The organism is Motilimonas sp. E26, from assembly GCF_021278025.1.
In the GTDB taxonomy this organism is placed as follows: Bacteria; Pseudomonadota; Gammaproteobacteria; order Enterobacterales; family CBDFNC01; genus Motilimonas.
Genome location: NZ_JAIBHJ010000012.1, coordinates 1 through 22,057 on the forward strand (window position 1 = coordinate 1; position 22,057 = coordinate 22,057).

General features: G+C 43.0%; 23 protein-coding genes. 13 read left to right on the forward strand and 10 right to left on the reverse strand.

Annotation, left to right across the window (positions count from 1 at the left end; genetic code table 11):
* Positions 1 to 90: 90 nt before the first annotated feature.
* Positions 91 to 771: an acyl-CoA desaturase gene (locus K1M91_RS11490; RefSeq protein ID WP_232801905.1), complete on the forward strand. Its 681-nt coding sequence runs from the start codon at positions 91 to 93 to the stop codon at positions 769 to 771.
* Between the two features lie 424 nt (positions 772 to 1,195).
* A complete protein-coding gene (locus K1M91_RS11495; RefSeq protein ID WP_232801906.1) occupies positions 1,196 to 1,747 on the forward strand; it encodes a GNAT family N-acetyltransferase in 552 nt (183 codons plus the stop codon).
* Between the two features lie 374 nt (positions 1,748 to 2,121).
* Here the strand turns inward: K1M91_RS11495 and rnt are convergent, their stop codons facing one another.
* Positions 2,122 to 2,769, reverse strand: a complete 648-nt coding sequence (gene rnt / locus K1M91_RS11500) for a ribonuclease T (protein WP_232801907.1) — start codon at positions 2,767 to 2,769, stop codon at positions 2,122 to 2,124.
* A gap of 182 nt (positions 2,770 to 2,951) precedes the next feature.
* On the opposite strand from rnt, the gene K1M91_RS11505 reads away from it, so the two are divergent.
* Entirely contained in the window at positions 2,952 to 3,824 is an 873-nt protein-coding gene (locus tag K1M91_RS11505) for an OmpA family protein (RefSeq protein WP_232801908.1), read from the forward strand.
* A 19-nt stretch (positions 3,825 to 3,843) separates the two neighbouring features.
* Here K1M91_RS11505 and K1M91_RS11510 read toward each other — a convergent pair whose 3' ends face one another.
* The 4 genes from K1M91_RS11510 to K1M91_RS11530 form a co-directional block, all read right to left on the reverse strand.
* Positions 3,844 to 4,050, reverse strand: coding sequence for a hypothetical protein (locus K1M91_RS11510; RefSeq protein WP_232802021.1), 207 nt, complete (start codon positions 4,048 to 4,050; stop codon positions 3,844 to 3,846).
* A 129-nt stretch (positions 4,051 to 4,179) separates the two neighbouring features.
* A complete protein-coding gene (locus tag K1M91_RS11520; RefSeq protein WP_232801910.1) occupies positions 4,180 to 5,367 on the reverse strand; it encodes an ABC transporter substrate-binding protein in 1,188 nt (395 codons plus the stop codon).
* A gap of 32 nt (positions 5,368 to 5,399) precedes the next feature.
* Positions 5,400 to 5,873, reverse strand: coding sequence for a TIGR02444 family protein (locus tag K1M91_RS11525; RefSeq protein WP_232801911.1), 474 nt, complete (start codon positions 5,871 to 5,873; stop codon positions 5,400 to 5,402).
* Positions 5,866 to 6,006, reverse strand: coding sequence for a hypothetical protein (locus tag K1M91_RS11530; RefSeq protein ID WP_232801912.1), 141 nt, complete (start codon positions 6,004 to 6,006; stop codon positions 5,866 to 5,868). Before K1M91_RS11530 ends, K1M91_RS11525 begins: the two co-directional genes overlap by 8 nt.
* Before the next feature lie 133 nt (positions 6,007 to 6,139).
* Here K1M91_RS11530 and K1M91_RS11535 point away from each other — a divergent pair, with 133 nt between their 5' ends.
* Positions 6,140 to 6,616 (forward strand): peptidylprolyl isomerase, encoded by a 477-nt coding sequence (locus K1M91_RS11535; protein ID WP_232801913.1) that lies wholly within the window; start codon positions 6,140 to 6,142, stop codon positions 6,614 to 6,616.
* Positions 6,617 to 6,771: 155 nt separating this feature from the next.
* Positions 6,772 to 7,806 carry a dihydroorotase gene (gene pyrC, locus K1M91_RS11540; RefSeq protein WP_232801914.1) on the forward strand — a complete coding sequence of 345 codons (1,035 nt, stop codon included), beginning with the start codon at positions 6,772 to 6,774 and terminating at the stop codon, positions 7,804 to 7,806.
* Between the two features lie 46 nt (positions 7,807 to 7,852).
* Here pyrC and K1M91_RS11545 read toward each other — a convergent pair whose 3' ends face one another.
* Positions 7,853 to 8,176 (reverse strand): hypothetical protein, encoded by a 324-nt coding sequence (locus K1M91_RS11545; protein ID WP_232801915.1) that lies wholly within the window; start codon positions 8,174 to 8,176, stop codon positions 7,853 to 7,855.
* Between the two features lie 128 nt (positions 8,177 to 8,304).
* Here K1M91_RS11545 and K1M91_RS11550 point away from each other — a divergent pair, with 128 nt between their 5' ends.
* From K1M91_RS11550 to K1M91_RS11585, 8 genes are all read left to right on the forward strand, one after another.
* Entirely contained in the window at positions 8,305 to 9,252 is a 948-nt protein-coding gene (locus K1M91_RS11550) for a chemotaxis protein CheV (RefSeq protein ID WP_232801916.1), read from the forward strand.
* A gap of 270 nt (positions 9,253 to 9,522) precedes the next feature.
* A complete protein-coding gene (gene tig, locus K1M91_RS11555; protein ID WP_232801917.1) occupies positions 9,523 to 10,836 on the forward strand; it encodes a trigger factor in 1,314 nt (437 codons plus the stop codon).
* Positions 10,837 to 10,920: 84 nt separating this feature from the next.
* Positions 10,921 to 11,544, forward strand: coding sequence for an ATP-dependent Clp endopeptidase proteolytic subunit ClpP (gene clpP / locus K1M91_RS11560; RefSeq protein ID WP_282561134.1), 624 nt, complete (start codon positions 10,921 to 10,923; stop codon positions 11,542 to 11,544).
* Between the two features lie 109 nt (positions 11,545 to 11,653).
* Positions 11,654 to 12,937, forward strand: coding sequence for an ATP-dependent protease ATP-binding subunit ClpX (gene clpX, locus K1M91_RS11565; RefSeq protein WP_232801918.1), 1,284 nt, complete (start codon positions 11,654 to 11,656; stop codon positions 12,935 to 12,937).
* Between the two features lie 142 nt (positions 12,938 to 13,079).
* Positions 13,080 to 15,431 (forward strand): endopeptidase La, encoded by a 2,352-nt coding sequence (gene lon, locus K1M91_RS11570; RefSeq protein ID WP_232801919.1) that lies wholly within the window; start codon positions 13,080 to 13,082, stop codon positions 15,429 to 15,431.
* A gap of 215 nt (positions 15,432 to 15,646) precedes the next feature.
* On the forward strand, positions 15,647 to 15,946 hold the full coding sequence (locus K1M91_RS11575; protein ID WP_303512386.1) for an HU family DNA-binding protein: 300 nt from the start codon (positions 15,647 to 15,649) through the stop codon (positions 15,944 to 15,946).
* A gap of 140 nt (positions 15,947 to 16,086) precedes the next feature.
* Positions 16,087 to 17,988, forward strand: coding sequence for a peptidylprolyl isomerase (gene ppiD, locus K1M91_RS11580; protein WP_232801921.1), 1,902 nt, complete (start codon positions 16,087 to 16,089; stop codon positions 17,986 to 17,988).
* Between the two features lie 77 nt (positions 17,989 to 18,065).
* Positions 18,066 to 18,416 carry a DUF2850 domain-containing protein gene (locus K1M91_RS11585; protein WP_232801922.1) on the forward strand — a complete coding sequence of 117 codons (351 nt, stop codon included), beginning with the start codon at positions 18,066 to 18,068 and terminating at the stop codon, positions 18,414 to 18,416.
* A gap of 18 nt (positions 18,417 to 18,434) precedes the next feature.
* On the opposite strand, the gene K1M91_RS11590 is transcribed toward K1M91_RS11585, so the two are convergent.
* Genes K1M91_RS11590 through K1M91_RS11605 form a run of 4 tightly spaced genes read right to left on the reverse strand, consistent with a single transcriptional unit; the run spans position 18,435 to position 22,054 of the window.
* The gene (locus tag K1M91_RS11590) at positions 18,435 to 19,214 is read right to left on the reverse strand and encodes an ATP-binding cassette domain-containing protein (RefSeq protein WP_232801923.1); all 780 of its coding nucleotides are present in this window, start codon (positions 19,212 to 19,214) and stop codon (positions 18,435 to 18,437) included.
* Positions 19,211 to 20,212, reverse strand: a complete 1,002-nt coding sequence (locus tag K1M91_RS11595; RefSeq protein ID WP_232801924.1) for an oligopeptide/dipeptide ABC transporter ATP-binding protein — start codon at positions 20,210 to 20,212, stop codon at positions 19,211 to 19,213. The genes K1M91_RS11590 and K1M91_RS11595 overlap by 4 nt, the downstream gene beginning before the upstream one ends.
* Positions 20,212 to 21,102 (reverse strand): ABC transporter permease subunit, encoded by an 891-nt coding sequence (locus tag K1M91_RS11600; RefSeq protein WP_232801925.1) that lies wholly within the window; start codon positions 21,100 to 21,102, stop codon positions 20,212 to 20,214. The genes K1M91_RS11595 and K1M91_RS11600 overlap by 1 nt, the downstream gene beginning before the upstream one ends.
* Positions 21,089 to 22,054 (reverse strand): ABC transporter permease subunit, encoded by a 966-nt coding sequence (locus K1M91_RS11605; RefSeq protein ID WP_232801926.1) that lies wholly within the window; start codon positions 22,052 to 22,054, stop codon positions 21,089 to 21,091. Before K1M91_RS11605 ends, K1M91_RS11600 begins: the two co-directional genes overlap by 14 nt.
* Positions 22,055 to 22,057 lie beyond the last annotated feature (3 nt).

The following is a 22,057-nucleotide window of genomic DNA, read 5'->3' on the forward strand; positions in this document are numbered from 1 at the left end:
CACTGGCGTTTGCTATAATGTGGCTGCCTATGTACTGCTGAACAAAATCTATACAGCAAAGATCAACAGACCCTAGGTGTTTTAGTTGGTATGGCGGGGCCAATTGGCATGCTGATGCAGCACGATCTAAGAGATTGGGCGCAAAGGCAGAAAAGGTGTCACGATTTTCTATTACACGGATCTAAAATACTGAAAGACGGCTGGTGGCAACTTAATTGTGATCTTGTGTTGCAGCATCCTCCCGATTTTACGATCGAAGATGAAGTATCAAAAAATAAGTTCTACCTGTTTATTGAAAAATATTGGTTGCTTCAACAACTCGTTATCGCAATCCCGCTTTATCTACTGGGTGGCATACCGTGGTTGGTCTGGGGCGTTTCTGTCAGAATTGTTATCTCGGTTGGTGGTCATTGGTTAATTGGATACTTTGCCCACAATCATGGTCAAAGAACTTGGACTGTTGAAGGTGCTGCGGTTCAGGGCCACAACATTCGTATTGCAGGTTTTTTGTCAATGGGCGAGGCTTGGCACAATAATCATCATGCATATCCAGGCTCAGCCATGCTTGGGCTATACAAAGGCGAGTCCGATCCTGGTTGGTGGGTACTCAATGCGCTACATAATATAGGCCTAGTAAAAAATATTAAACTTCCCAAAGATTTACCTCCTCGCTCCGAGTTGATTGCTGAAGATAAGAAGCTGGCAGCTAGAGTCGAGCGAGAGCTTGAAGAGTGTAATTTAGTCCGTTTTATTAGGCGAGAGCGCGAATAAAACGCCGTGCTTGGAGCTGTTACTGTGTTTGCTGTTCAATATTAAGGATGTTCTTTTTTGCAGTAGGTTAGGGCAGATGGCGCTATCTACTGGATTTGTCAGTGTTCAATAGCCACTTCCCTAACTAAAGAAACGGCAGTAATTTTATCGCTGATATAAATGATACTTAATTGAGTTAAATCGCTATTTTGATTGGTGTTTTGGTTAGCCCCTTGTTAAATTATAATTTTTATTACGTTAATAAAAAATTGCAGTTGAGCTTTGAGTCGGCCTAATTTTCAGCGTTGCGCTAGGATGCTGAAGCTAAGTTCAGTCGAGTATTAGTTTACATCGCTAGTTACTCGCACTGTTGTTGGTTGAATTTGATTTTCTGGCCACACTTTCACCGTTATGAATGTTGCTTGTCTTAAAATAGGGAGTATGAATGTTAGGAGAGTTGTTTTTCCCGGTAATTGAAACCACTCGATTACGATTGAAGCCTTTAGCTATAGAAGATTCTGCATGCTTACTTGAGATATTCTCAGATCCAGAGGTAATGAGATACTGGAATACGCCTCCCTGGGTGGCTATGCAGGAGGCTTATGATTTTGTTAATGAAAGTAAAGAGTTGATGTTACGTCAAGAATCTCTTGTGCTGGGGATTTACCTTAAGTCTACGGGAAAGCTGGTCGGTAAGTGTATGTTGTTTAGTTACGCTAAAGAATCTAAGCGTGCTGAAATTGGTTTTGGTTTGGGCCGCCCTTACTGGGGAAAAGGCTATATAAATGAAGCGGGCGAAGCATTAATTCAATATGGCTTTAGGTCATTGGGACTTCGTCGCATTGAAGCAGAAATAGACCCCGACAATCACGCCTCAGCAAAAGCATTAGTAAAACTTGGATTACAACAAGAGGGGTTGTTAAGGCAGCGTTGGCAAATTAATGGCGTAGTCTCTGACTCTGCACTCTATGGCAGACTGGTGAGTGATCCTATCTAGATAGCGTTGTGATAAAAATAATGACAGTTCTATCTGAAATCTTTGATTATCGAGTACAAAAAGATTTTGTATGAGTAGTTAGAGCGGTAACAGGCGTTATCGCTTCAAGTATGAATAGTTATCGACCTTCGAGATGTTATGGATTATTAAAGCAAGGGTTTTAGAGCTAGGATTAAAGCTACCACAAGCAAGATATTCGCAAAGGAATGACAGTCATTACGTGAAAGCAGGTAACTTGCCTATCCTTGTTGATTCCAGATTACTGATGCAGTACATAGTCGTGGCATTGTTGATTAGGGTAATGAGCTTGCGGTATTTGAATAGCTCTGTTCGATTTATCAATTTGGGCCTAGCTGAGTAGGCCCGCTTTTCAATTACTCTTGTTCCATTAACGGCCAGCCTCCGAGTGCTTTCCAGCGGTTAACCATGTAACAAAATAGTTCTGCAGTGCGCTCCGTGTCATACAGGGCACTGTGCGCTTCTTTGTTGTCAAAGGGGATGTTGGCGGTTTTACAGGCCTTGGCAAGTACGGTTTGGCCTAAGGTTAATCCCGCTAGGGTGGCGGTATCAAAGCTAGCAAAAGGGTGGAATGGCGTGCGTTTTAAATTGGCGCGTTCAATCGCCGCGTTAACAAAGCCCATATCAAATGCGGCATTGTGCGCCACCATGATTGAGCGATTGCAGCCGTGGGCTTTTTGTTCTTTTCTAATCACTTTGAATATTTCATGTAGGGCATCGTATTCGGTGACCGCGCCGCGCAGAGGGTTGTGCGGGTCAATGCCGTTAAAGTCTAATGCTGCCTGCTCTAAATTAGCCCCTTCAAAAGGCTCTACGTGAAAATGCAGGGTTTTACTTGGGATCAACCAGCCGTCTTTGTCCATGGTGGTTAGTACGGCGGCAATTTCTAATAAAGCATCAGTACGCGGATTAAAACCAGCGGTTTCCACATCGATAACGACAGGAAAGTAGCCACGGAATCTTTTTGCTAACGGGGAGTCGCCGTTTTTGATTTCATCAGTCATAGTTAAAGCTAGCTAGTTTAAAAACGGCCAATTATGCCAGAGTTTTTGTGATAAGACTGGAAAATATATTAAAGGTTATTTATTCAGCGCCGATACAAAGCTAGTATGGGAAATCTATTCTCAAATTTTCATCAGGTTCAGCTTTGGTGATATTAGTATCATAGCGACAATGGAATTTAGGTATGGCGAATTGGAAATGGTTGATTATGTTGATGTTATCACCATCAGCAATAGCATCAAATAAAATTTACAGCGCAGATCTAACTAATTCAGTCTGGCAGGTAACGAAAGCGAATCCCATTGAATGCACCCTAGATCATAATATTCCTCGTTTTGGTAATGCTCGATTCACTGTTCGCGCCAGTAAATCTGTGAATATTGATTTTGATCTTGATGGTAAGCGTGAAACGCCTGCTACCCGACAAGTGACTTTGCGCTCGGTTCCTCCCTCTTGGCGACCAGGTGTTGCGGCTAATGATATTACGCTGGTTAAGTTTCACGAAGGCTTTGATGGTTACTTAAGTGGCAAAAATGCTTGGGCGATGCTGAGCGAGTTAGAAGAGGGACAGTTTCCCACTTTTATTTTTAGTGATTGGTACAATCAAGATGAAGTCACTCAGGTTGCACTATCTGCGGTGAACTTCAGACAGAAGTATTTAGACTTTAATGATTGTGTCTCGGGGCTCTTACCTTACAGCTTTGAAGATATTTCATTTAGTATTTTGAATTATGTGAAAAATGGCAGTGATCTAACACGTCATTCTAAACAGCGGCTGAAAATGATTGGTGAATATTTGCGCTACGATGAAGCGGTAAATATCATTCTTATTGATGGTTATTCTGATAGTTATGGTGGTCGTTGGAGTAATCAGCAATTATCAGAAAAGCGCGCCGAAAGTGTGAAAAGCTATTTAACTGAGCTGGGCGTGGATCCGAGTAAGTTCACCGTTGAGGGCCATGGAGAGAAACGCCACATTGCAGATAACCGCTCAGACGTGCAGCGTCCTAAAAACCGCCGAGTGGTGATATCCATCGGGCGTGAGGAAGAAATATAAACGGCTAACGAATCAATTTTTAACCGTGTTGACCCGCTTTGAGCGGGTCTTTTTTGTCTAGGGTCTGTTGATCTTTGCTGGTTGATTTTTGTTCGAGAGGGGACACCTTGTCTAAAAGCGTTTTGAGCAAGGCGAGCAGTGTGTAGCTTAGCATTCTAAGTAAATACTGCTCAACGATGGGCAAAACGCTTTTAGCCGAATCCGTAGGACAGCGTTTGTTGGTCATTTCTACTGCGTTAGCGCCTTTTCGCGTAGTTCACTATGCCACAAAGGTGCTGGCCACAACGAACGTTTTGTATAAATACCCAACAATTCGCTGCAAAAACAATCACGAAAGATCAACAGACCCTAGCGATTACTGTCCGTAACGGCGTAGCCAAGCTTGCTCAATAGCTGCAACCCAGCTTGGGTGAGGTTCAAGTAAAATCGGGCCCAAATCCGCTTCACTTAAGCTGGCAGGGTGGCGTTTGATTTGATTAAACATGGCTTGCTGTTGCGGTGTGAGGGTGTGCATGCTTAGCACCGTTGGGTCACCCCATACTGCTGGATCTGCTTTACGTGCTTGGGCTTGAGGTGACATTAACCAGTTAGCAAAAACCTGAGCCGCAGCGGTGTTTGACGAATTGTATGGAATGGCCACAAAGTGAGTATTACCTAAACTACCGCCTTGATGGACGTAAGATTTTACACTCTCAGGTAGTTCGTTATTGTTGATGCTATTCGCGGCATCATTGGGGTTAAAACTAAGTGCAATACTGATTTCGCCGTCGTTTAGCTTGGCTTTGAGTTGGGCCTGACTAGCAACAAATGCATTACCTTTACGCCACATCAGTGGGTGCAATTGATCAAGAAATTGCCACAGTGGCGCAGTCACTTTAGAAAAATCAGCTTTATTGACGTCATCATAAAGAGCAGGGTTGCTATTGGTGGTTTCGATTAAAGCTTGCTTAACGAATGTCATGCCATGAAAGTCAGGTAATTTAGGGTAACTAAATTGACCGGGGTGTTGCTGCAAAAATTGATGCAGTTCATTCATGGAACGAGGGAAGTTTTTAACTCGTGCGGTGTCAGCCATGAATACCAATTGTGCCATGCCCCAAGGCGCTTCTAAACCATCAACGGGCACGGTAAAGTCTGCCGCGATAGAAGGCTTTTCAGTGGCATCTGTGTATTTCATGTTGGGTAAGTTGGCAGTGAAAGGGCCAAATAGCAGTTGTTGCTCTTTCATGGCAGCGAAGTTTTCACCGTTAATCCAAATTAAGTCTACTTTTCCTTTGTTATGGTTGGCCGCTGTTTTTTCCGCTAACACTTGGTTCACCACGGTGCCAGTATCAGATACTTTTACATGGATAACCTTAATATCGTATTGCAGCTTAGCCTGTTCGCCGGCCCACTGAATATAGTCATTGATGGTTTGTGAGCCACCCCAAGCATAAAAATAAATGGTTTGTCCTTGGGCTTGTTGTTGTATTTCGTTCCATGTTGGCGCCGCTAGGCTGAATGTTGAAAATAATAGCAAGGTAAAAAAATAGAGTATGCGCATATCCGTTCCTTTTATCGCAATGATGGCGTGGTTTAAGTCGTTGTTGCTGTGAGTTTAGCTAATTTATTGAATAGGTTAGCGGCTTTTTTCGGGGGTATGGTTCGTGTTGCAAGGTAGCGCTGGCCGTTACTAGAGATATTGGAGCATTGAATTAATAGCGGTGAAAATTTGTGTTTGGCTAGGTTCCTTTGCCATAACTGCTGCTGTAATGCGCGTTCTAATATCAGTTCAATGGCTAAAATTTGTTGATAGCTGTGCGGCGAGCGCTGCGTTTTTAGCTGTTGTCGAGCCCAGCGGTAAGGGCGAAGAATACAGCGTTCATAACGCTCTGCTTGTTCGCTTAACCGTTGCCAGCGCTCTGCGCTGAGCTGTAGCCCTTTTTTATCTAGGAATAAAGCCAATAACAGCAAATTGACATTGAGTGCAAATTCATTTTGAAGCTGCAATAGTGTAGGTTGAGTGTTGGCGTTATAAAGAGCCTCACACTGGCGCCACAAGTCATTCATGGTTATCTTGTTGCTCAGTTTTTGGTTGTTCTTGTTTACACTCTTGATTGGCTATGTCGCTGCAACAGCTACTATTATGTACTTGCTCTATCCACAGGGCGAGTTCTTCTTCACTGACTTTTTTCTGGCTCATGTTAATCCTATTTAGTGATAGTGGTGATGGCTTATATTAATATAGCGTTGGCCATGAGCGTAAAATATATTTGAGTCAAGGCGGCGCGATTGATAAAGTCGGCGTCAAATTTAGTCAGCTAAGAGCATTTAAGATGATCGAAAAGAATACCGTTGTGCAGTTCTCTTATGAATTAACCGACCAAGATGGCACGCTACTGGAAACCAGCAAAGGTGAAGCAATTGCTTACCTTCATGGTCAAAACAACATGTTAGCCGGTGTTGAAGCCGCTCTTGAAGGCAAGGCTGAGGGCGATCAAGTTAAGGTTACGTTAACGCCTGAAGAGTCGTACGGTGAGCGTCAAGAAGGTGCTGTACAACGCGTGCCAGCTAAGCATTTACAAGGTGCTAAAAAATGGCTACCAGGCATGATTGCACAAATTAATACCGACAACGGCGCTCGCCAAGTGACGGTGGTGAAAGTGGGTAAATTTATGATCACTGTTGACACTAACCATCCGTTTGCAGGTAAAACACTTACCTTTGATATGAAAGTGGTTGGTGTTCGTCCTGCTACTGAAGAAGAAATTGCTCATAAGCATGCTCATGGTGAAGGCGGCCATCAGCACTAATCAGTATTTTTATTAAGGAGCGTAAGCTCCTTTTTTTTAATCTTAAACTTAGGGTTGAGTGGACTGAACACGAACGTTTGATAAAAACGTTAAGTCAATGACTCAAAATCTATTTTATTTTAAACTGCACCCATTTCAGCAGCTGGAGAAGATCAATGTCGACTACCTCATTAACCATTACACGCCCCGACGATTGGCATGTGCATTTACGTGACGGCGATGTGTTAGCTGATACCACGCGCGATATTAGCCGTTATATGGGGCGCGCCATTATTATGCCTAATCTAGTGCCTCCGGTGACAGATACCCAAGGCGCACTAGATTACCGTGCGCGCATTATGGCGAACAATAAAACGGATCATTTTGAACCTTTGATGGTGCTTTACTTAACCGATAACACCACCGCCGATGAAATTCGTAAAGCTAAAGCCAGTGGAGTGGTGTACGCCGCTAAACTTTATCCAGCCGGTGCGACGACTAATTCAGATTCGGGTGTGACGTCGGTAGACAACATTGCGCCAGCGATTGCGGCAATGGAAGAAGTGGGGATGTTACTGTTAGTACACGGTGAGGTGACCCATCATGACATTGATATTTTTGACCGTGAAGCGGTGTTTATTGAGCAAGTGATGAAGCCATTAGTGGCAAGATTTCCTAATCTGAAAATAGTGATGGAGCACATTACCACCAAACATGCCGTTGAGTTTGTTTCGCAAGCGCCGAGTAATGTTGGTGCAACCATCACCGCCCATCATTTACTGTATAACCGTAACCATATGCTTGTTGGTGGTATCAAACCGCACTTTTATTGCTTACCTATATTAAAACGAAATACGCATCAGCAAGCCTTGTTAGAGGCTGCAACCAGTGGCAATAAGAAGTTCTTTTTAGGCACAGATTCAGCGCCACATGCAAAAGGTGCCAAAGAGTCGGCTTGTGGTTGTGCCGGCTCTTACACAGCCCATGCTGCTATTGAGTTGTATGCAGAAGTGTTTGAAATGATGAATGCATTAGAGAACCTAGAAGCCTTTGCTAGCTTTAATGGTCCTGATTTTTATGGTTTGCCGCGTAATAGTGATACCATCACATTAGAAAAATCTGATTGGCTTGTGCCGGAAAGCCTGTCTTTTGGCGGCGATAAAGTGGTGCCGATTAAGGCGGGTGAAATGATGACTTGGCAAGTTAAATAATTGAAGCAATGGCCAATACTGAAGCTTCAGTATTGGCTTTGTTTCATTAAATAATCAACATAAAGCCAATAAACGCGACCGCTAATCCTATCCCAGACCAACTGAGCCAGCGATAAATAGCATGGCTACGGTAACCACCAACAGCATAAAGGGTTAGCAGCAAAGTAAATAACCCACTGAGTAAATATCCTTTACCGTTTGTTCTATCCTTTAAGAGTGTTAGAAAATTGCTATCATTGAGTTGAGACACTTGATTTAATTGCGAACTAATGTCGATACAGCCATAACTGAAAACGGCAGTGGATAGAACGAACATAATCAATACTGCTAACGGGTGGGCTTTTAATCCCGTAAATGTTAAATCGCGCATAGTTTTTTTAATACCAAGTAATGACAGATAAAAAATGCCTGAGATTAAGGTAAACTTATTTGCCTATACTAAAATGCAGATAAGCTTGTCGAGCGTATCATAACTAATAATGAACATCAGAGGTAGGCATGGCGACCATTCTAGATGCTGTTGATCAGCGAACTCAGTTAGTGGGTGAAAACCGCTTAGAGCTGCTAATGTTTCGTTTACAAAGCTCGCAGTTGTTTGCGATTAACGTATTTAAAGTAAAAGAAGTGGTGAAGTTGCCCTCTTTAAACGCTTTGCCAAACTCACACCCCAAAGTATGCGGTGTTGCCACATTGCGTGGCCAAAGCATTCCGGTGATTAACCTTCGAGAGGCTATTGGTATGCGACCTCTGCCGGTTGATGAAACCTGTAATTTAATTATTACGGAATACAATCGAACGGTGCAGGGTTTTTTAGTCGGTAAAGTTGAAAATATTGTTAACTTAACTTGGCAGAATATTATGCCACCGCCGAACACTGTGGGTAAGGCGCATTATCTTACTGCTATCACTAAGGTTGAACACGAAGAGCAGCAGCGTCTGGTTGAAATTATTGATGTTGAAAAAGTACTTGCTGAAATCGTAACTTATAATATTAAGATCTCAGATGGCACTTTAGATGCAGACATTGTCAATGAATTTGTCGGCAGAAAAGTATTGCATGCTGATGACTCTGCAACCGCCAGAAGGCAAGTATCCGATACCCTTGAGCAGCTTGGATTAGAAGTTATCGGGGTTGAAAATGGCATGGAAGCGTTGAAGAAACTAAAACAATGGTGTGACGAAGGAAAGACGGTAACAGACGAGATTTTACTGTTGATCACGGATGCAGAAATGCCAGTGATGGACGGTTACAAACTTACCTATGAAGTGCGTAATGACCCAAGGATGAGCGACCTATTTATTGCTTTAAATACCTCTCTCAGTGGTAGTTTTAACAATGCCATGGTAGAGAAAGTGGGCTGTGATGCGTTTATTTCTAAGTTTCAGCCGGATCTATTAGTTGATGTGGCGCAAACGAGATTGAAGCAAATTCTCGGTAAAGATTAAACAACTCCCTAATATCGCAATTAAATGGCTTTTTACCCCAAATAAGCCATTTATTGCGACCATCTTCACTAATTGCTGCATTTGTATTCTCGACTCAATGGCAAAGCATCGCTATAATGCTGCGTCAAATTCTAGGTTCGCACCTATAAACCATACCATTTTCAAGGACAGGCATAGCCTGTCTTGACTTTTTAGCAATAAAAGGTAGTTTGCTACCTTTTGAAAGACATATTTCGGCCAAACGATGCCGAACAGATTTGAGGTAATATAATGCAAGCTTCTGTAGAGACGACTCAAGGACTAGAACGCCGTCTGACTATCACTGTACCAGGTGAGAACTTCGATAAAGAACTGAACAGCCGTTTAAGCCAACTAGCTAAAACGCAACGCATTGACGGTTTCCGTCCTGGTAAAGTGCCAGCGAAAGTTATCCAAAAACGTTTTGGTGCTGCTGTTTCTAACGAAGTTGCTGGCGAACTGATGCAACGCAACTTCTTTGAAGCTATCATGGCTGAAAAGCTTAACCCAGCTGGTGCGCCTGCTTTAGAGCCAAGTGAGCGCAAAGCGGGTGAAGATTTCACTTTTGTTGCAACTTTCGAAGTGTACCCTGAAGTAGCATTAGGTGATTTCGCTGCACTAGAAGTTGAGAAGAAAACAGCAACTGTTACCGATGCTGACCTAGACAACATGCTAGTTACACTGCAAAAGCAGCACGCTACTTGGGTTGAAGTTGACGCTCCTGCAGCTGATGAAAACCAAGCGACAATTGATTTCGTTGGTACTATCGATGGCGAAGAGTTTGACGGCGGTAAAGCTGAAGGCTTTAAACTAGCGATTGGCGCTGGTCGTATGATCCCTGGCTTTGAAGATGGCGTTAAAGGCAAGAAAGCAGGCGAGTCTTTTGACATCGACGTTACTTTCCCTGAAGAGTACCACGCTGAAAACCTAAAAGGTAAAGCGGCTAAGTTTGCTATTACTCTGTCTAAAGTTGAAGCACTTGAATTACCAGAAATCAACGAAGAATTTGTTAAAAAGTTCGGCGTAGAAAGCGGTGATATTGAAGCGCTTAAAGCTGAAGTTAAAAAGAACATGACACGTGAACTTGAGCAAACACTGAAAAACAGTGTTAAAGAGCAAGTGCTTGATGCTGTTGTTAAAGCCAATGAAATCGATGTGCCTAAATCACTTGTTGCAAGTGAAGTTGATGTTCTTCGTCAGCAAGCTATGCAACGCTTCGGTGGTCAAATGGACCCGAAAAATATGCCTGAGCTTCCAGCTGAATTGTTTGAAGAGCAAGCAGTACGTCGCGTGAAAGTTGGCCTATTATTAGGTGAAGTGATTCGTAGCAATGAGCTAAAAGTTGACGAAGCACGTGTAGACGCTATTATCGAAAATGCAGCTTCTGCTTACGAAGACCCTGCGGAAGTTGTGGCTTACTACAAAGGCAACAAAGAAGCGCTACAAAACATTCAAAATGTTGCATTAGAAGAGCAAGCTGTTGAGTTCATACTAGAAAAAGCGAAAGTGGTGGAAAAAGAAACAACTTTCGACGAAGTAATGAATAAAGCGGCAGCTAATGCATAATAGGTTTGACATCTAGTCGAATCTAACGATTATAATGGCTCGAGTGATATTCACCGAGCCATTTTTGTTTAAGGATAATCATCTATGTCGAGAAACTACGATAATACGTTTGATGCGCCAAGTAATGCACTTGTCCCGATGGTAATAGAGCAAACTGCCAAAGGTGAGCGCTCTTATGATATTTACTCTCGCTTATTAAAAGAGCGCGTTATCTTTTTAACAGGTCCTGTTGAAGATCACATGGCTAATTTAGTCGCCGCGCAGCTATTGTTTTTAGAGTCAGAAAACCCAGACAAAGATATTTTTCTTTATATTAACTCTCCTGGTGGCTCAATCAGTGCAGGCATGTCAATTTACGATACGATGCAGTTTATCAAGCCTGACGTCAGCACCGTTTGTATGGGCATGGCGGCCAGTATGGGCGCGTTCTTGTTAGCAGGTGGTGCACCGGGTAAACGTCATGTGTTACCTAATGCTAAAGTAATGATTCATCAACCACTTGGTGGTTTCCAAGGTCAGGCTTCTGATATTGAAATTCATGCCCAAGAAATCATTCGTATTAAACGAAAAATGAATGAATTATTAGCTGAGCATACGGGGCAAGAATATGACGTTATTGCTCGTGATACCGACCGTGATAACTTTATGACAGCTGAGCAAGCAGTTGAATACGGCCTAGTCGATTCAATTCTCAAGCGCAGAGACTAAGCATTTACACGTAAATGCATTAAACTAAAGTTTAGAAACAAATACAGTAATAGCGTTCAAAGCAGGCTTTGAACAGAAATATGGCAAACGCCAAAGATGAGGTTAACGAATGACAGATAAGCGTAAAGGTGAGGGAGATAGCGGTAAGCTGCTGTACTGTTCTTTCTGTGGCAAAAGCCAGCACGAAGTAAGAAAGCTCATTGCCGGCCCTTCCGTTTATATCTGTGATGAGTGTGTAGAGCTTTGTAACGATATTATTCGTGAAGAAATCAAAGAAATCGCGCCAAAACAGGAGGGGGATAGTTTACCTACTCCTCATGAGATCCGCGCTCATTTAGATGATTATGTTATTGGCCAAGAGCATGCTAAAAAAGTATTAGCGGTTGCGGTTTATAACCATTACAAACGGCTACGCAATGCCGATAAAATTGCTGACGGTGTTGAATTAGGTAAAAGTAACATTCTTCTAATAGGCCCAACGGGTAGTGGTAAAACGCTGTTAGCTGAAACGTTAGCACGTTTGCTTGATGTGCCATTTACCATGGCTGACGCAACCACGTTAACGGAAGCGGGTTATGTCGGTGAAGATGTTGAAAACATTATTCAGAAACTGCTGCAAAAGTGTGACTACGACGTTGAGAAGGCACAACGCGGTATCGTTTATATTGATGAAATCGATAAGATTTCCCGTAAGTCTGACAACCCATCCATCACGCGAGACGTGTCGGGTGAAGGTGTACAGCAAGCGTTACTGAAACTCATCGAAGGCACGGTTGCATCGGTTCCCCCGCAAGGTGGTCGTAAGCATCCACAGCAAGAGTTTTTGCAAGTTGATACCAGTAAAATACTGTTCATCTGTGGTGGGGCATTTGCTGGCTTAGATAAAGTTATCGAGCAACGCGTTCATACTGGTACCGGTATTGGTTTTGGTGCGAAGGTTAAATCGAAAGATAACAAGGCAAGTTTGTCGGAAATATTTACTAAGACCGAGCCAGAAGATTTAGTTAAATATGGCTTGATCCCTGAATTTATTGGCCGTTTACCTGTGGTTGCGACCTTAACTGAGTTGGACACCGATGCGCTTATTCAGATTTTAAAAGAGCCTAAAAACGCATTAACTAAGCAATATGCTGCGTTATTTGAACTTGAAGATGTTGAGCTTGAGTTTCGTGATGATGCACTGCGTGCAATTGCTGCTAAAGCGATGGAGCGTAAGACTGGTGCGCGTGGTTTAAGATCCATTGTTGAGCAAGTACTTCTAAATACTATGTATGATTTACCGTCGGTAGATGATGTGAGTAAAGTGGTGATTGATGAAACGGTAATCAAAGGAGAATCTGATCCTATTTTGATTTATCAGAGTAATGATAATAAGGCTGCGTCAGCAGACTGATGGTTAAATAACCAATTATTAAGGGGCCTTTGGCCCCTTTTTTGTTTTTTTCCATTTTTGCATTATATGCCATTGAATATCTTGTGGTTGCCCCAATATACTCAGAAGAAGATGGCCCAGAATTCGAAAAAGAGAGGACATAATGAGTTTAGAGCGTAATACACGCATAGAGATCCCTGTCTTACCCCTTAGGGACGTAGTGGTTTACCCACATATGGTTATTCCCTTGTTTGTTGGCCGTGAAAAGTCCATCTCTTGCCTTGAAGCTGCAATGGATAAAGACAAGCAAGTATTGCTGGTTGCGCAGCGTGATGCCTCAAAAGATGATCCAGACACTTCGGACATGTTTGAAGTGGGGACGATTGCCAATATTTTACAATTATTAAAATTACCTGACGGCACCGTAAAAGTGCTTGTTGAAGGCAGTCGCCGTGCGAAGCTTGAATGTTTTCTTGATAAAGAAGACTTTTTTGTTGGTGAAATAACAGAGCTAAGCACAGACACGATTGAAGAGCGCGAAGAAGAAGTGCTGATCCGCAGTGCTATTAGCCAGTTTGAAGGTTACGTTAAGCTCAACAAAAAAATCCCACCTGAGGTCATGACCTCGGTAAGTGCAATTGATGATGCCGATCGCTTAGCTGATACCATGGCTGCACACATGCCATTAAAGCTTGATGATAAACAAGCGGTATTAGAAATCTCTCAAGTGCCGGAGCGTCTCGAGTACTTGATGGCGATGATGGAATCTGAAATAGACTTATTACAAGTTGAGAAAAAGATCCGTAGTCGCGTTAAAAAGCAGATGGAAAAGAGTCAGCGCGAGTATTACCTCAATGAGCAAATGAAGGCGATACAAAAAGAGTTGGGAGAGCTGGATGACGCGCCGGATGAGTTTGAAGCTCTCGCGAAAAAAATTGAAGCTGCAGGCATGACAGCTGAAGGTAAAGAAAAAACCTTAGCCGAGCTACAGAAGCTGAAGATGATGTCGCCTATGTCTGCTGAAGCGACCGTGGTTCGTGGCTATATTGAGTGGATGATAGGTGTGCCTTGGACGAAGCGCTCTAAGGTGAAAAAAGATTTAGCTAAGGCGCAAGAGATATTAGATGCTGACCACTTTGGTCTTGAGAAGGTTAAAGAACGGATCCTTGAGTATCTTGCCGTACAAACTCGAATTAATAAGCTCAAAGGGCCTATTCTTTGTTTAGTCGGGCCCCCGGGGGTAGGTAAAACCTCGTTGGGTCAATCTATTGCTAAAGCGACAGGACGTAAATATGTGCGCATGGCGTTAGGTGGGGTACGTGATGAAGCAGAAATTCGCGGTCATCGCCGTACTTACATTGGCTCGATGCCAGGTAAACTGATTCAGAAGATGTCTAAAGTAGGGGTTAAGAATCCTTTATTCCTACTGGATGAAATCGACAAAATGGCATCCGATATGCGTGGCGACCCGGCATCAGCATTGTTAGAGGTATTGGACCCAGAGCAAAATAACAGCTTTAACGATCATTACCTTGAGGTTGATTACGATTTATCAGACGTGATGTTTGTGGCAACGTCTAATTCGATGAATATTCCAGGGCCGTTACTTGACCGGATGGAAGTGATTCGCTTATCGGGTTATACCGAAGACGAGAAACTGAACATTGCCAAGCAACATTTGCTCGATAAGCAAATCAAACGCAATGGCCTGAAACCACATGAAATAGTGGTTGAAGATTCTGCGATTGTTGGCATTATCCGTTACTACACGCGTGAAGCTGGTGTGCGTAGTTTAGAGCGAGAAATTTCTAAGTTATGCCGCAAAGCAGTAAAGAAAATTCTATTAAACAAAGAAATCAAAACCGTCACCATTAATATGGATAACCTAAAAGAATTTTTAGGTGTGCAGCGTTGTGATTTTGGTAAAGCGGAAGAGAACAACCAGATTGGCCAAGTTACCGGTTTAGCTTGGACTGAAGTAGGTGGTGATTTATTGACCATAGAGACGTCTGCGGTGCCAGGTAAAGGCAAATTGACTTATACCGGTTCTCTGGGCGACGTGATGCAAGAGTCGATTCAAGCGGCGATGACGGTAGTGCGCTCACGAGCGGAAAAATTACGCATTAATAGTGATTTTTATGAGAAGCGCGACATTCATGTTCACGTGCCTGAAGGGGCGACGCCAAAAGATGGTCCAAGTGCCGGTATTGCAATGTGTACCGCTTTAGTGTCTAGTTTAACGGGCAACCCTGTGCGTGCCAATGTGGCGATGACAGGTGAGATAACGTTACGCGGTGAAGTATTGCCTATTGGTGGTTTAAAAGAAAAATTATTGGCCGCATTGCGCGGTGGGATAAAGACGGTTTTAATCCCTCATGAAAATGTGCGTGACTTAGAAGAAATACCTGAAAACGTCACTCGTGAACTGGAAATTATTCCCGTACGCTGGATCGACGAAGTACTCGCGGTTGCTCTGCAAGAGTCTCCGGAGAAGTTTCAAGTACTCACAGAGTGAAATTTAAATACCGAATCTAAATAAAAACTTGATGATCCGCAAACTTAAAGGGTCTCAAGGGCAAATTTGCTTGCCAGTCCCGTGGGCTGGCAGTAGATTTAACGGGATTGATATTTTGCTTTACAGAATTCGATAATGGGCCAAGTGTCAAATAACAGTATTATTTGGGTGAAGATGCGCTAGTTTTTCAGTTTAACCATCTACCCAAACTAACTATAAGAACTATAGGGGACAAAACAGTGAATAAAGCTCAACTAATCGACAAAGTAGCTGATGGTGCAGATCTTTCTAAAGCAGCTGCTGGCCGTGCATTAGATGCGTTTGTTGACGCAGTAACAGAAAGCCTAAAAGAAGGTGACTCAGTGGCACTGGTTGGTTTCGGTACATTTTCAGTAAAAGAGCGCAGTGCGCGTACCGGTCGTAACCCTCAAACAGGCGCAGCGATTGAAATTGCTGCTGCTAATGTTCCTGGCTTTAAAGCTGGTAAAGCATTAAAAGATTCATGTAACAACTAATCAAGGTGTTTGCAGACCTGCAGACGGAAACTTGGTACACTTGGGCATCAGTGCTCAAGCAGCAGATATACGAGCGCATCTCACACTGATGCGCTTTTTTTATTTAGGCTCTGTCCAGGGAATTAAGAGAGAAGTACAGCATGTTGGATAAATTTCGCGAAGGCGCGCAAGGCCCCGCAGCAAAAATCATTTTAGGCGTGGTCATTTTATCATTTGCTTTGGCTGGTGTAGGTGGTTATCTCGGTTCAACTACCGCTGATCCAGCAGCCGTGGTGAACGGTGAAGACATTACACGACAAGAATTAGAATCCGCTTATCAACAAGAGCGTAATAAAGTTGAACAACAATATGGCGAGTCATTTGCTGCCATAGCGGCTGATCCTAGCTTTGCTCAGCAATTACGTAGTAATGTGTTAGAGCGCTTAGTAAGCGAGCGGTTAACCGACCAAGCTGTTACTGAATTGGGTTTACGTATCAGCGACGAGCAAATCAAAGAATCAATTCGTTCAATGCCTGAGTTTCAGCGTGATGGTCAATTCGATAACGACACTTACCTTGCGGTTCTTCGTCAATCAGGTTACCAACCCGATCAGTTTAGAGATATTTTACGCCAAGACATGACTCGTCGTCAGCTACTGCAATCTTACCTTAGTAGTGAAATTAGCTTACCAGGAGAAGCATTACAGCTATACCGTTTACAAGCTCAGCAACGTGAACTTCGCCAATTGGAAGTAAATGTAAGCCAGTTTAACGATAAAGTTAGCGTGACAGATGAAGAAGTCGATGCTTATTATCAAGCTAATCAGAGTAGCTTCCAGCATCCAGAGCAAGTTAACCTAGACTATGTGTTACTTGATGCGGCCAATTTGGCTGGCGATGTTGATCTTTCTGAAGAGGCGGTTAAAGCCTACTACCAGGATCATCAGTCATCTTACAAGGCTCCTGAGAAGCGTCGTGTTGCGCATATTTTAGTAGATATTAATAAAGATAATGCTGAGCAAGAAGCGCAAGATTTATTAGCTAAAGTACAGCAAGGTGAAGACTTCGCAGCGCTCGCTAAGACTTTTTCAAGTGATACTTTTTCTGGTGAAAATGGTGGTGAATTAGACTGGTTTGAAAAAGGTGTCATGGATCCTGAATTTGAAGCGGCTGCTTTCGCATTAGAGCAAGTGGGCGATACGTCAGGAGTGGTTAAGAGTGAGTTTGGTTACCATATAATTAAACTACTCGAAGTCCAAGAAGATGCTGCGGCTCCGTATGAAGAAGTAAAAGACAAGATTGCCAACACGCTAAAGCGTGATAAAGCAATGGAAGTATTTTACGAGAAACTTCAAAAGCTAAGTGAAATGGCATTTGAAGTACCAGATACTTTAAATGAAGCAGCGGATGCATCGGGCCTAACAGTGCAACAAACGGGCTTGTTTAGTCGCAATAACGCAACTGGCGATTTCAGCAATGCTCAAGTATTAGTGCAGGCGTTTAATGTCGATCTACGTCAAGACCAAATGAACTCTGAGGTGATTGAATTAAGCCCAGAAAAAGTGATGGTTATTCGCGTTAATGATTACCGGCCACAAAGTGCTAAAGCATTGGCAGAAGTTAAAGATGATATTGTTGTACGCCTCACACGCGAAAAAGCAACGGCGGCGGCTAATGAATATATTGATGGTTTGATTACCGCGCTTGAGAGTGGTGCAGATATTAGTGAGCAGCTATCCACTTACGATTTTAGCTTTAGTGAGCCTGTAACAGTAAGCCGGATGGACCCTGGTGCTAGTCCCGAAATTGCGCGTGAAGTATTTACTATGGCTAAACCTACAGGCTCCTCTGTTGAGCGAACTAAAGTAGACTTACTGAACGGTAATATTGCCTTGGTCGAACTATTGAGTGTGACAGAAGTTGCGACGGATGTGTTGCCTTCAGCAGCTGAAACGCAGCAGTTAAGTCAATTTGTTCAGAACACCCAAGCAGATACCTCTTATCAAGCGCTTATCAAGCTGTTACAAGCTCGTGCTGATATTGTTTATCCAGTTGTTGAATAATTCGATAAGATTGAAATAACAGACTCTGTGGTTAAAATTAAGGGTAGCTTAGCTACCCTTTTTATTTGAGGTATATTGTGATTAAAACCCTATTAATAGTCATCTTGTCGTTAGCGATTATTCTATTGGGCTCTGCCGGATTTGTTGCTTATTATGATTTTTCAGGACAACCCAAGGAAGTGGATACTCCAATTTATGGTAAATGGAAAAGTGAAGACAAGCCTTATGGTGAGTATGAATACTTTGAATTTACCCCTGAAGGTTACACCTTTGAAAGTCGCTTTTATCCTGCGACTTATAGTCAAGACGGTAAAATAGTGACTATCTCAAAACGTGGTGAAACACTTACTTTTAAGGTCATCAATTCCAGTATGATTGAGCGAGAGGTACCTAGGTTGAAACAAATTCGATACCTTAGGGTAGAGTAGTTTTCAGCTTAAAATCGGTTATTTTCTAAATTGCACTTGTTGGTTCATTAATAAGCGTTGGGTAATGGTATGTTGCGGGTTATCTAATACGTCGGCTGTTGGACCAAATTCAACGATATGACCTTCGTGCATCACAATTATTTCGTCGCTAATGTGCCGCACGATGCCTAAATTATGGGCCACCATAATAAAACTAATATTTTGTTCACGTTGTACATCTAAAATCAAATTGATGATTTGCGATCTCACGGAAACGTCTAGCGTTGCCAGAACTTCATCAGCAACGATAATTTTTGGTTTAAGAATTAATGCTCTCGCTAGTGCAACCCGCTGTTTTTGACCACTTGATAGCATTCTTGGATAGAACTGTGCGTGCTCGGTTAACAGCCCAACCTGACGCAGGGCGTCACTGACTCGAATATCCATTTCTTGTTCAGATAATTCAGTATTCAATAACAATGGTGATTTTAATATTCTGCCAATTTGTGAGCGCGGATTGAGAGAAGTGGTTGGATCTTGGAAAATCATTCTGATCTGACAGCAGCGTTGTTTATGATCTTTATCTGCCATGTTAACGCCATCAATGCAAATACTGCCAGAGCTGGGGGTTATAACCCCTGTCAGCGCTTTTGCTAGGCTGCTTTTACCAGAGCCACTTTCACCGACAATTGCGAGAGTTTTGCCTTGTTCAAGCTCAAAACTAACAGGCGCAAAAGCGGTGATGGCCTTTTTCGAGAATAGGCCATGGTGCTGTACGTAGCTTTTACTCAATTTATTAACACTAAGAACGGGGATCATGAGCTAGTTTCATCCTCGATAGAAAGTGGAAAGTGGCAGTTAAACATATGTCCTTTCACTCGTGTGGAGTGGGGTTTTTGCACACAGGTCTTTTGCGCATTAGGGCAGCGAGGCCCCAGTCGGCAGCCGATAGGTAAATGCTGCAAGGGGGGGATACTACCTGGCAGTGCGTATAAATGACTCTTATGGGCTAAGTTGCTCTCAAAATCGGGCACCGCTTTAAGTAGTGCATTGGTGTAAGGGTGCCTAGGGTGATTGATCACCTGATCACGAGTACCCGATTCAACGGTTTGGCCACAGTACATTACAGTTAAGGTGTCTGATAGATTGGAAACACTTTCTATATCGTGACTGATAAACAAAATACTGGTGTTGTTAACTTTATTGAGTTTATGTAGCAACTTTAGAATTTGTATCTGGGTTGTTGACTCCATCGCCGTCGTGGGCTCATCAGCAATCAATAGACGCGGTTTTTTTGCAATAGCCATCGCAATCATGATTTTTTGACATACGCCTTCAGATAACTCATGAGGGTAACTGCGCAACACGCTGATAGGATCTTTGATGCCCACTTTATGCAGTAAGGTGACGGCTCTTTTTTTACGCCACTGAAAACGTTGCCAAAACCCTCCTTCAAAGGTATTTGAAGGAATGGCTTCTTCAATTTGCTCTGCGATCTCTTGGGTTGGATCTAAGTGGCTGCTAGGCTCTTGAAAAATCATTGCAATATCGTTCGCCATTAAGCGTCGGCGTTCACTTGGGGTCAGCGTCAGTAAGTCAATATCCCCTAAGCGCATGCGATCGGCGCGGACCACCCAACCATCTTTTTTGATGCCTAAAATGGCTTTCGCCACTAGGCTTTTTCCTGAGCCAGACTCGCCTACTAACCCTTGAATTTCGCCTTCGGTTAAAGTGAGGTTGACTCGTTCTACGGCTTTAACTCGCCCTTGAGACGTATTGAGCTCAATGGTTAAATTTCTAATATCTAAAATGGCCATTAGTCCATTCCCTTTAGGATTGCTTGGCGTAAGCCTTCACCTACGATATTGATAATCAGTATAGTAATTAAAATAGCTAATCCCGGTAAGGTTACAGTCCATGGCGCAAGGAAGACTAACTCCATGGTATCTGAAAGCATGGTGCCCCATTCTGGTAAAGGCCGCTGTGCACCTAAGCCTAAAAAGCCTAACGCGGTGATATCTAAAATAGCTGAGGTTAGGGCGCGAGTGGTTTGACTAACAAAGGTTTCGACGATGTTAGGCAAAATACCATAACGTAAAATTCGCAATGGTGTTGCACCGTCTAATCGTAAAGCAATGATATATTCCTTATTTAACTCATCGTGTACCGCACGATAAACTGCACGAGTAAACAAGGGTAACAAAGCTAAAAAAACCGCTAATAAGGTATTAAAATACCCAGGACCTAATACCGAAATAATTATGATCGCTAACAACAGTGAGGGGATAGATAATAAGGTATCAAGAAAATGGTGCAAGACACTGGCTTGCATGCCACTACTCATGCCGCCAATAATACCAATGACCGAGCCGATCACGAGAGCGAGAAACACGGTTAAGAATGCGCCGCCAAAGGTTAACTGGGCACCGTAAATAATCTGTGATAGTAAATCTCGGCCTAAGTCATCGGTGCCTAAAAAAAAGTGTACCTCACCATGTTCAACCCAAGAAGGCGCTTTAAGTAGTGCACTGACATCCTTGTGATCCATAGGATAAGGAGCAATCCAAGGGCCGATAACAGTTAAAATTAATATGAAGATCAGCGCCCATAGAGCCACCATACCTATGGTATTTTGCTGATATAAAAACCAACTGTGGGCGAGGGGAGAGCGAATATGATCCTCGCGAAACACATTATGATTTGCCATAAAGCTCATTCCTTTTTAGCGGATCAATCAGTAGGTGCAGCAAATCCGTCGCCATATTGGCCAGCAAAACAAATGCCGCAATGAACAGCATTCCTCCTTGGATCGCGCTATGATCTTCTAAATAGATACTATTGACCATCCAAGGCCCAATGCCTGGCCAAGAAAAAACGGTTTCAGTGATCATCGCCGTTGTTAATACGCGACCAAATTGCAAACCTAAGCTGGGGATCACCGGTGGCAGGGCGTTACGCAAGCCATGGCGCTTTATGATTTGAAAGGTGTTTAGCCCTTTCGCTTGAGCGGCTTTTATATAGTTTTTATCCATTTCTTCGCCGATGGACGCTCGGACTTGACGGATCACTTCAGTGGTGGGAATGGTTGCTAGGACTAGGGTTGGCAAAGCAAGGTGTAACAGACTATCGAAAAAAGCTTCGTATTTATAAGGCTTAGTTGAGAGTAACGTGTCGATTAAGTTAAATCCAGTGATAACAGGAATATCGTAAAGCAAGCCAATCCGCCCTGACACGGGAAACCAACCTAAATGTAATGAAAAGAACATCATTAACAGCATGGCAAACCAAAAAGCGGGAACAGACACCCCCATCAGGGTGATCGTCATTATGCCATAGTCGACTGCGCCGCCACGGCTGAGCCCCGCAAATATGCCACAAGGGATGCCAATTAAAATAGACACAACAAACGCCATTAAACAGAGCTCTAAAGTAGCAGGGAAGATGGCCAGAATGTCCGTCAGCACGGGATTACCGGACGCTAATGATGTTCCAAAATTACCTGAGAGCATGGCTAGAATATAACGTTGGTAGTCACTTAGGATGTTACCCGTGTTGACAAAGTCGGTAATAACTTGTCGCTGTAATAAAAAAGCTACCACGCTAAGTAGAAACAAGGTAATGACAAAAACATTTAAACGGCGAATAATATAAATAAACATTAC

Excerpts from the sequence above, each read along its gene's own strand:
- K1M91_RS11490 (WP_232801905.1), top strand. The coding sequence starts at position 91 with ATGGCGGGGCCAATTGGCATGCTGATGCAGCACGATCTAAGAGATTGG.
- K1M91_RS11495 (WP_232801906.1), top strand. The coding sequence starts at position 1,196 with ATGTTAGGAGAGTTGTTTTTCCCGGTAATTGAAACCACTCGATTACGA.
- rnt (WP_232801907.1), bottom strand. The coding sequence starts at position 2,769 with ATGACTGATGAAATCAAAAACGGCGACTCCCCGTTAGCAAAAAGATTC.
- K1M91_RS11505 (WP_232801908.1), top strand. The coding sequence starts at position 2,952 with ATGGCGAATTGGAAATGGTTGATTATGTTGATGTTATCACCATCAGCA.
- K1M91_RS11510 (WP_232802021.1), bottom strand. The coding sequence starts at position 4,050 with ATGACCAACAAACGCTGTCCTACGGATTCGGCTAAAAGCGTTTTGCCC.
- K1M91_RS11520 (WP_232801910.1), bottom strand. The coding sequence starts at position 5,367 with ATGCGCATACTCTATTTTTTTACCTTGCTATTATTTTCAACATTCAGC.
- K1M91_RS11525 (WP_232801911.1), bottom strand. The coding sequence starts at position 5,873 with ATGAATGACTTGTGGCGCCAGTGTGAGGCTCTTTATAACGCCAACACT.
- K1M91_RS11530 (WP_232801912.1), bottom strand. The coding sequence starts at position 6,006 with ATGAGCCAGAAAAAAGTCAGTGAAGAAGAACTCGCCCTGTGGATAGAG.
- K1M91_RS11535 (WP_232801913.1), top strand. The coding sequence starts at position 6,140 with ATGATCGAAAAGAATACCGTTGTGCAGTTCTCTTATGAATTAACCGAC.
- pyrC (WP_232801914.1), top strand. The coding sequence starts at position 6,772 with ATGTCGACTACCTCATTAACCATTACACGCCCCGACGATTGGCATGTG.
- K1M91_RS11545 (WP_232801915.1), bottom strand. The coding sequence starts at position 8,176 with ATGCGCGATTTAACATTTACGGGATTAAAAGCCCACCCGTTAGCAGTA.
- K1M91_RS11550 (WP_232801916.1), top strand. The coding sequence starts at position 8,305 with ATGGCGACCATTCTAGATGCTGTTGATCAGCGAACTCAGTTAGTGGGT.
- tig (WP_232801917.1), top strand. The coding sequence starts at position 9,523 with ATGCAAGCTTCTGTAGAGACGACTCAAGGACTAGAACGCCGTCTGACT.
- clpP (WP_282561134.1), top strand. The coding sequence starts at position 10,921 with ATGTCGAGAAACTACGATAATACGTTTGATGCGCCAAGTAATGCACTT.
- clpX (WP_232801918.1), top strand. The coding sequence starts at position 11,654 with ATGACAGATAAGCGTAAAGGTGAGGGAGATAGCGGTAAGCTGCTGTAC.
- lon (WP_232801919.1), top strand. The coding sequence starts at position 13,080 with ATGAGTTTAGAGCGTAATACACGCATAGAGATCCCTGTCTTACCCCTT.
- ppiD (WP_232801921.1), top strand. The coding sequence starts at position 16,087 with ATGTTGGATAAATTTCGCGAAGGCGCGCAAGGCCCCGCAGCAAAAATC.
- K1M91_RS11590 (WP_232801923.1), bottom strand. The coding sequence starts at position 19,214 with ATGATCCCCGTTCTTAGTGTTAATAAATTGAGTAAAAGCTACGTACAG.
- K1M91_RS11595 (WP_232801924.1), bottom strand. The coding sequence starts at position 20,212 with ATGGCCATTTTAGATATTAGAAATTTAACCATTGAGCTCAATACGTCT.
- K1M91_RS11600 (WP_232801925.1), bottom strand. The coding sequence starts at position 21,102 with ATGGCAAATCATAATGTGTTTCGCGAGGATCATATTCGCTCTCCCCTC.
- K1M91_RS11605 (WP_232801926.1), bottom strand. The coding sequence starts at position 22,054 with ATGTTTATTTATATTATTCGCCGTTTAAATGTTTTTGTCATTACCTTG.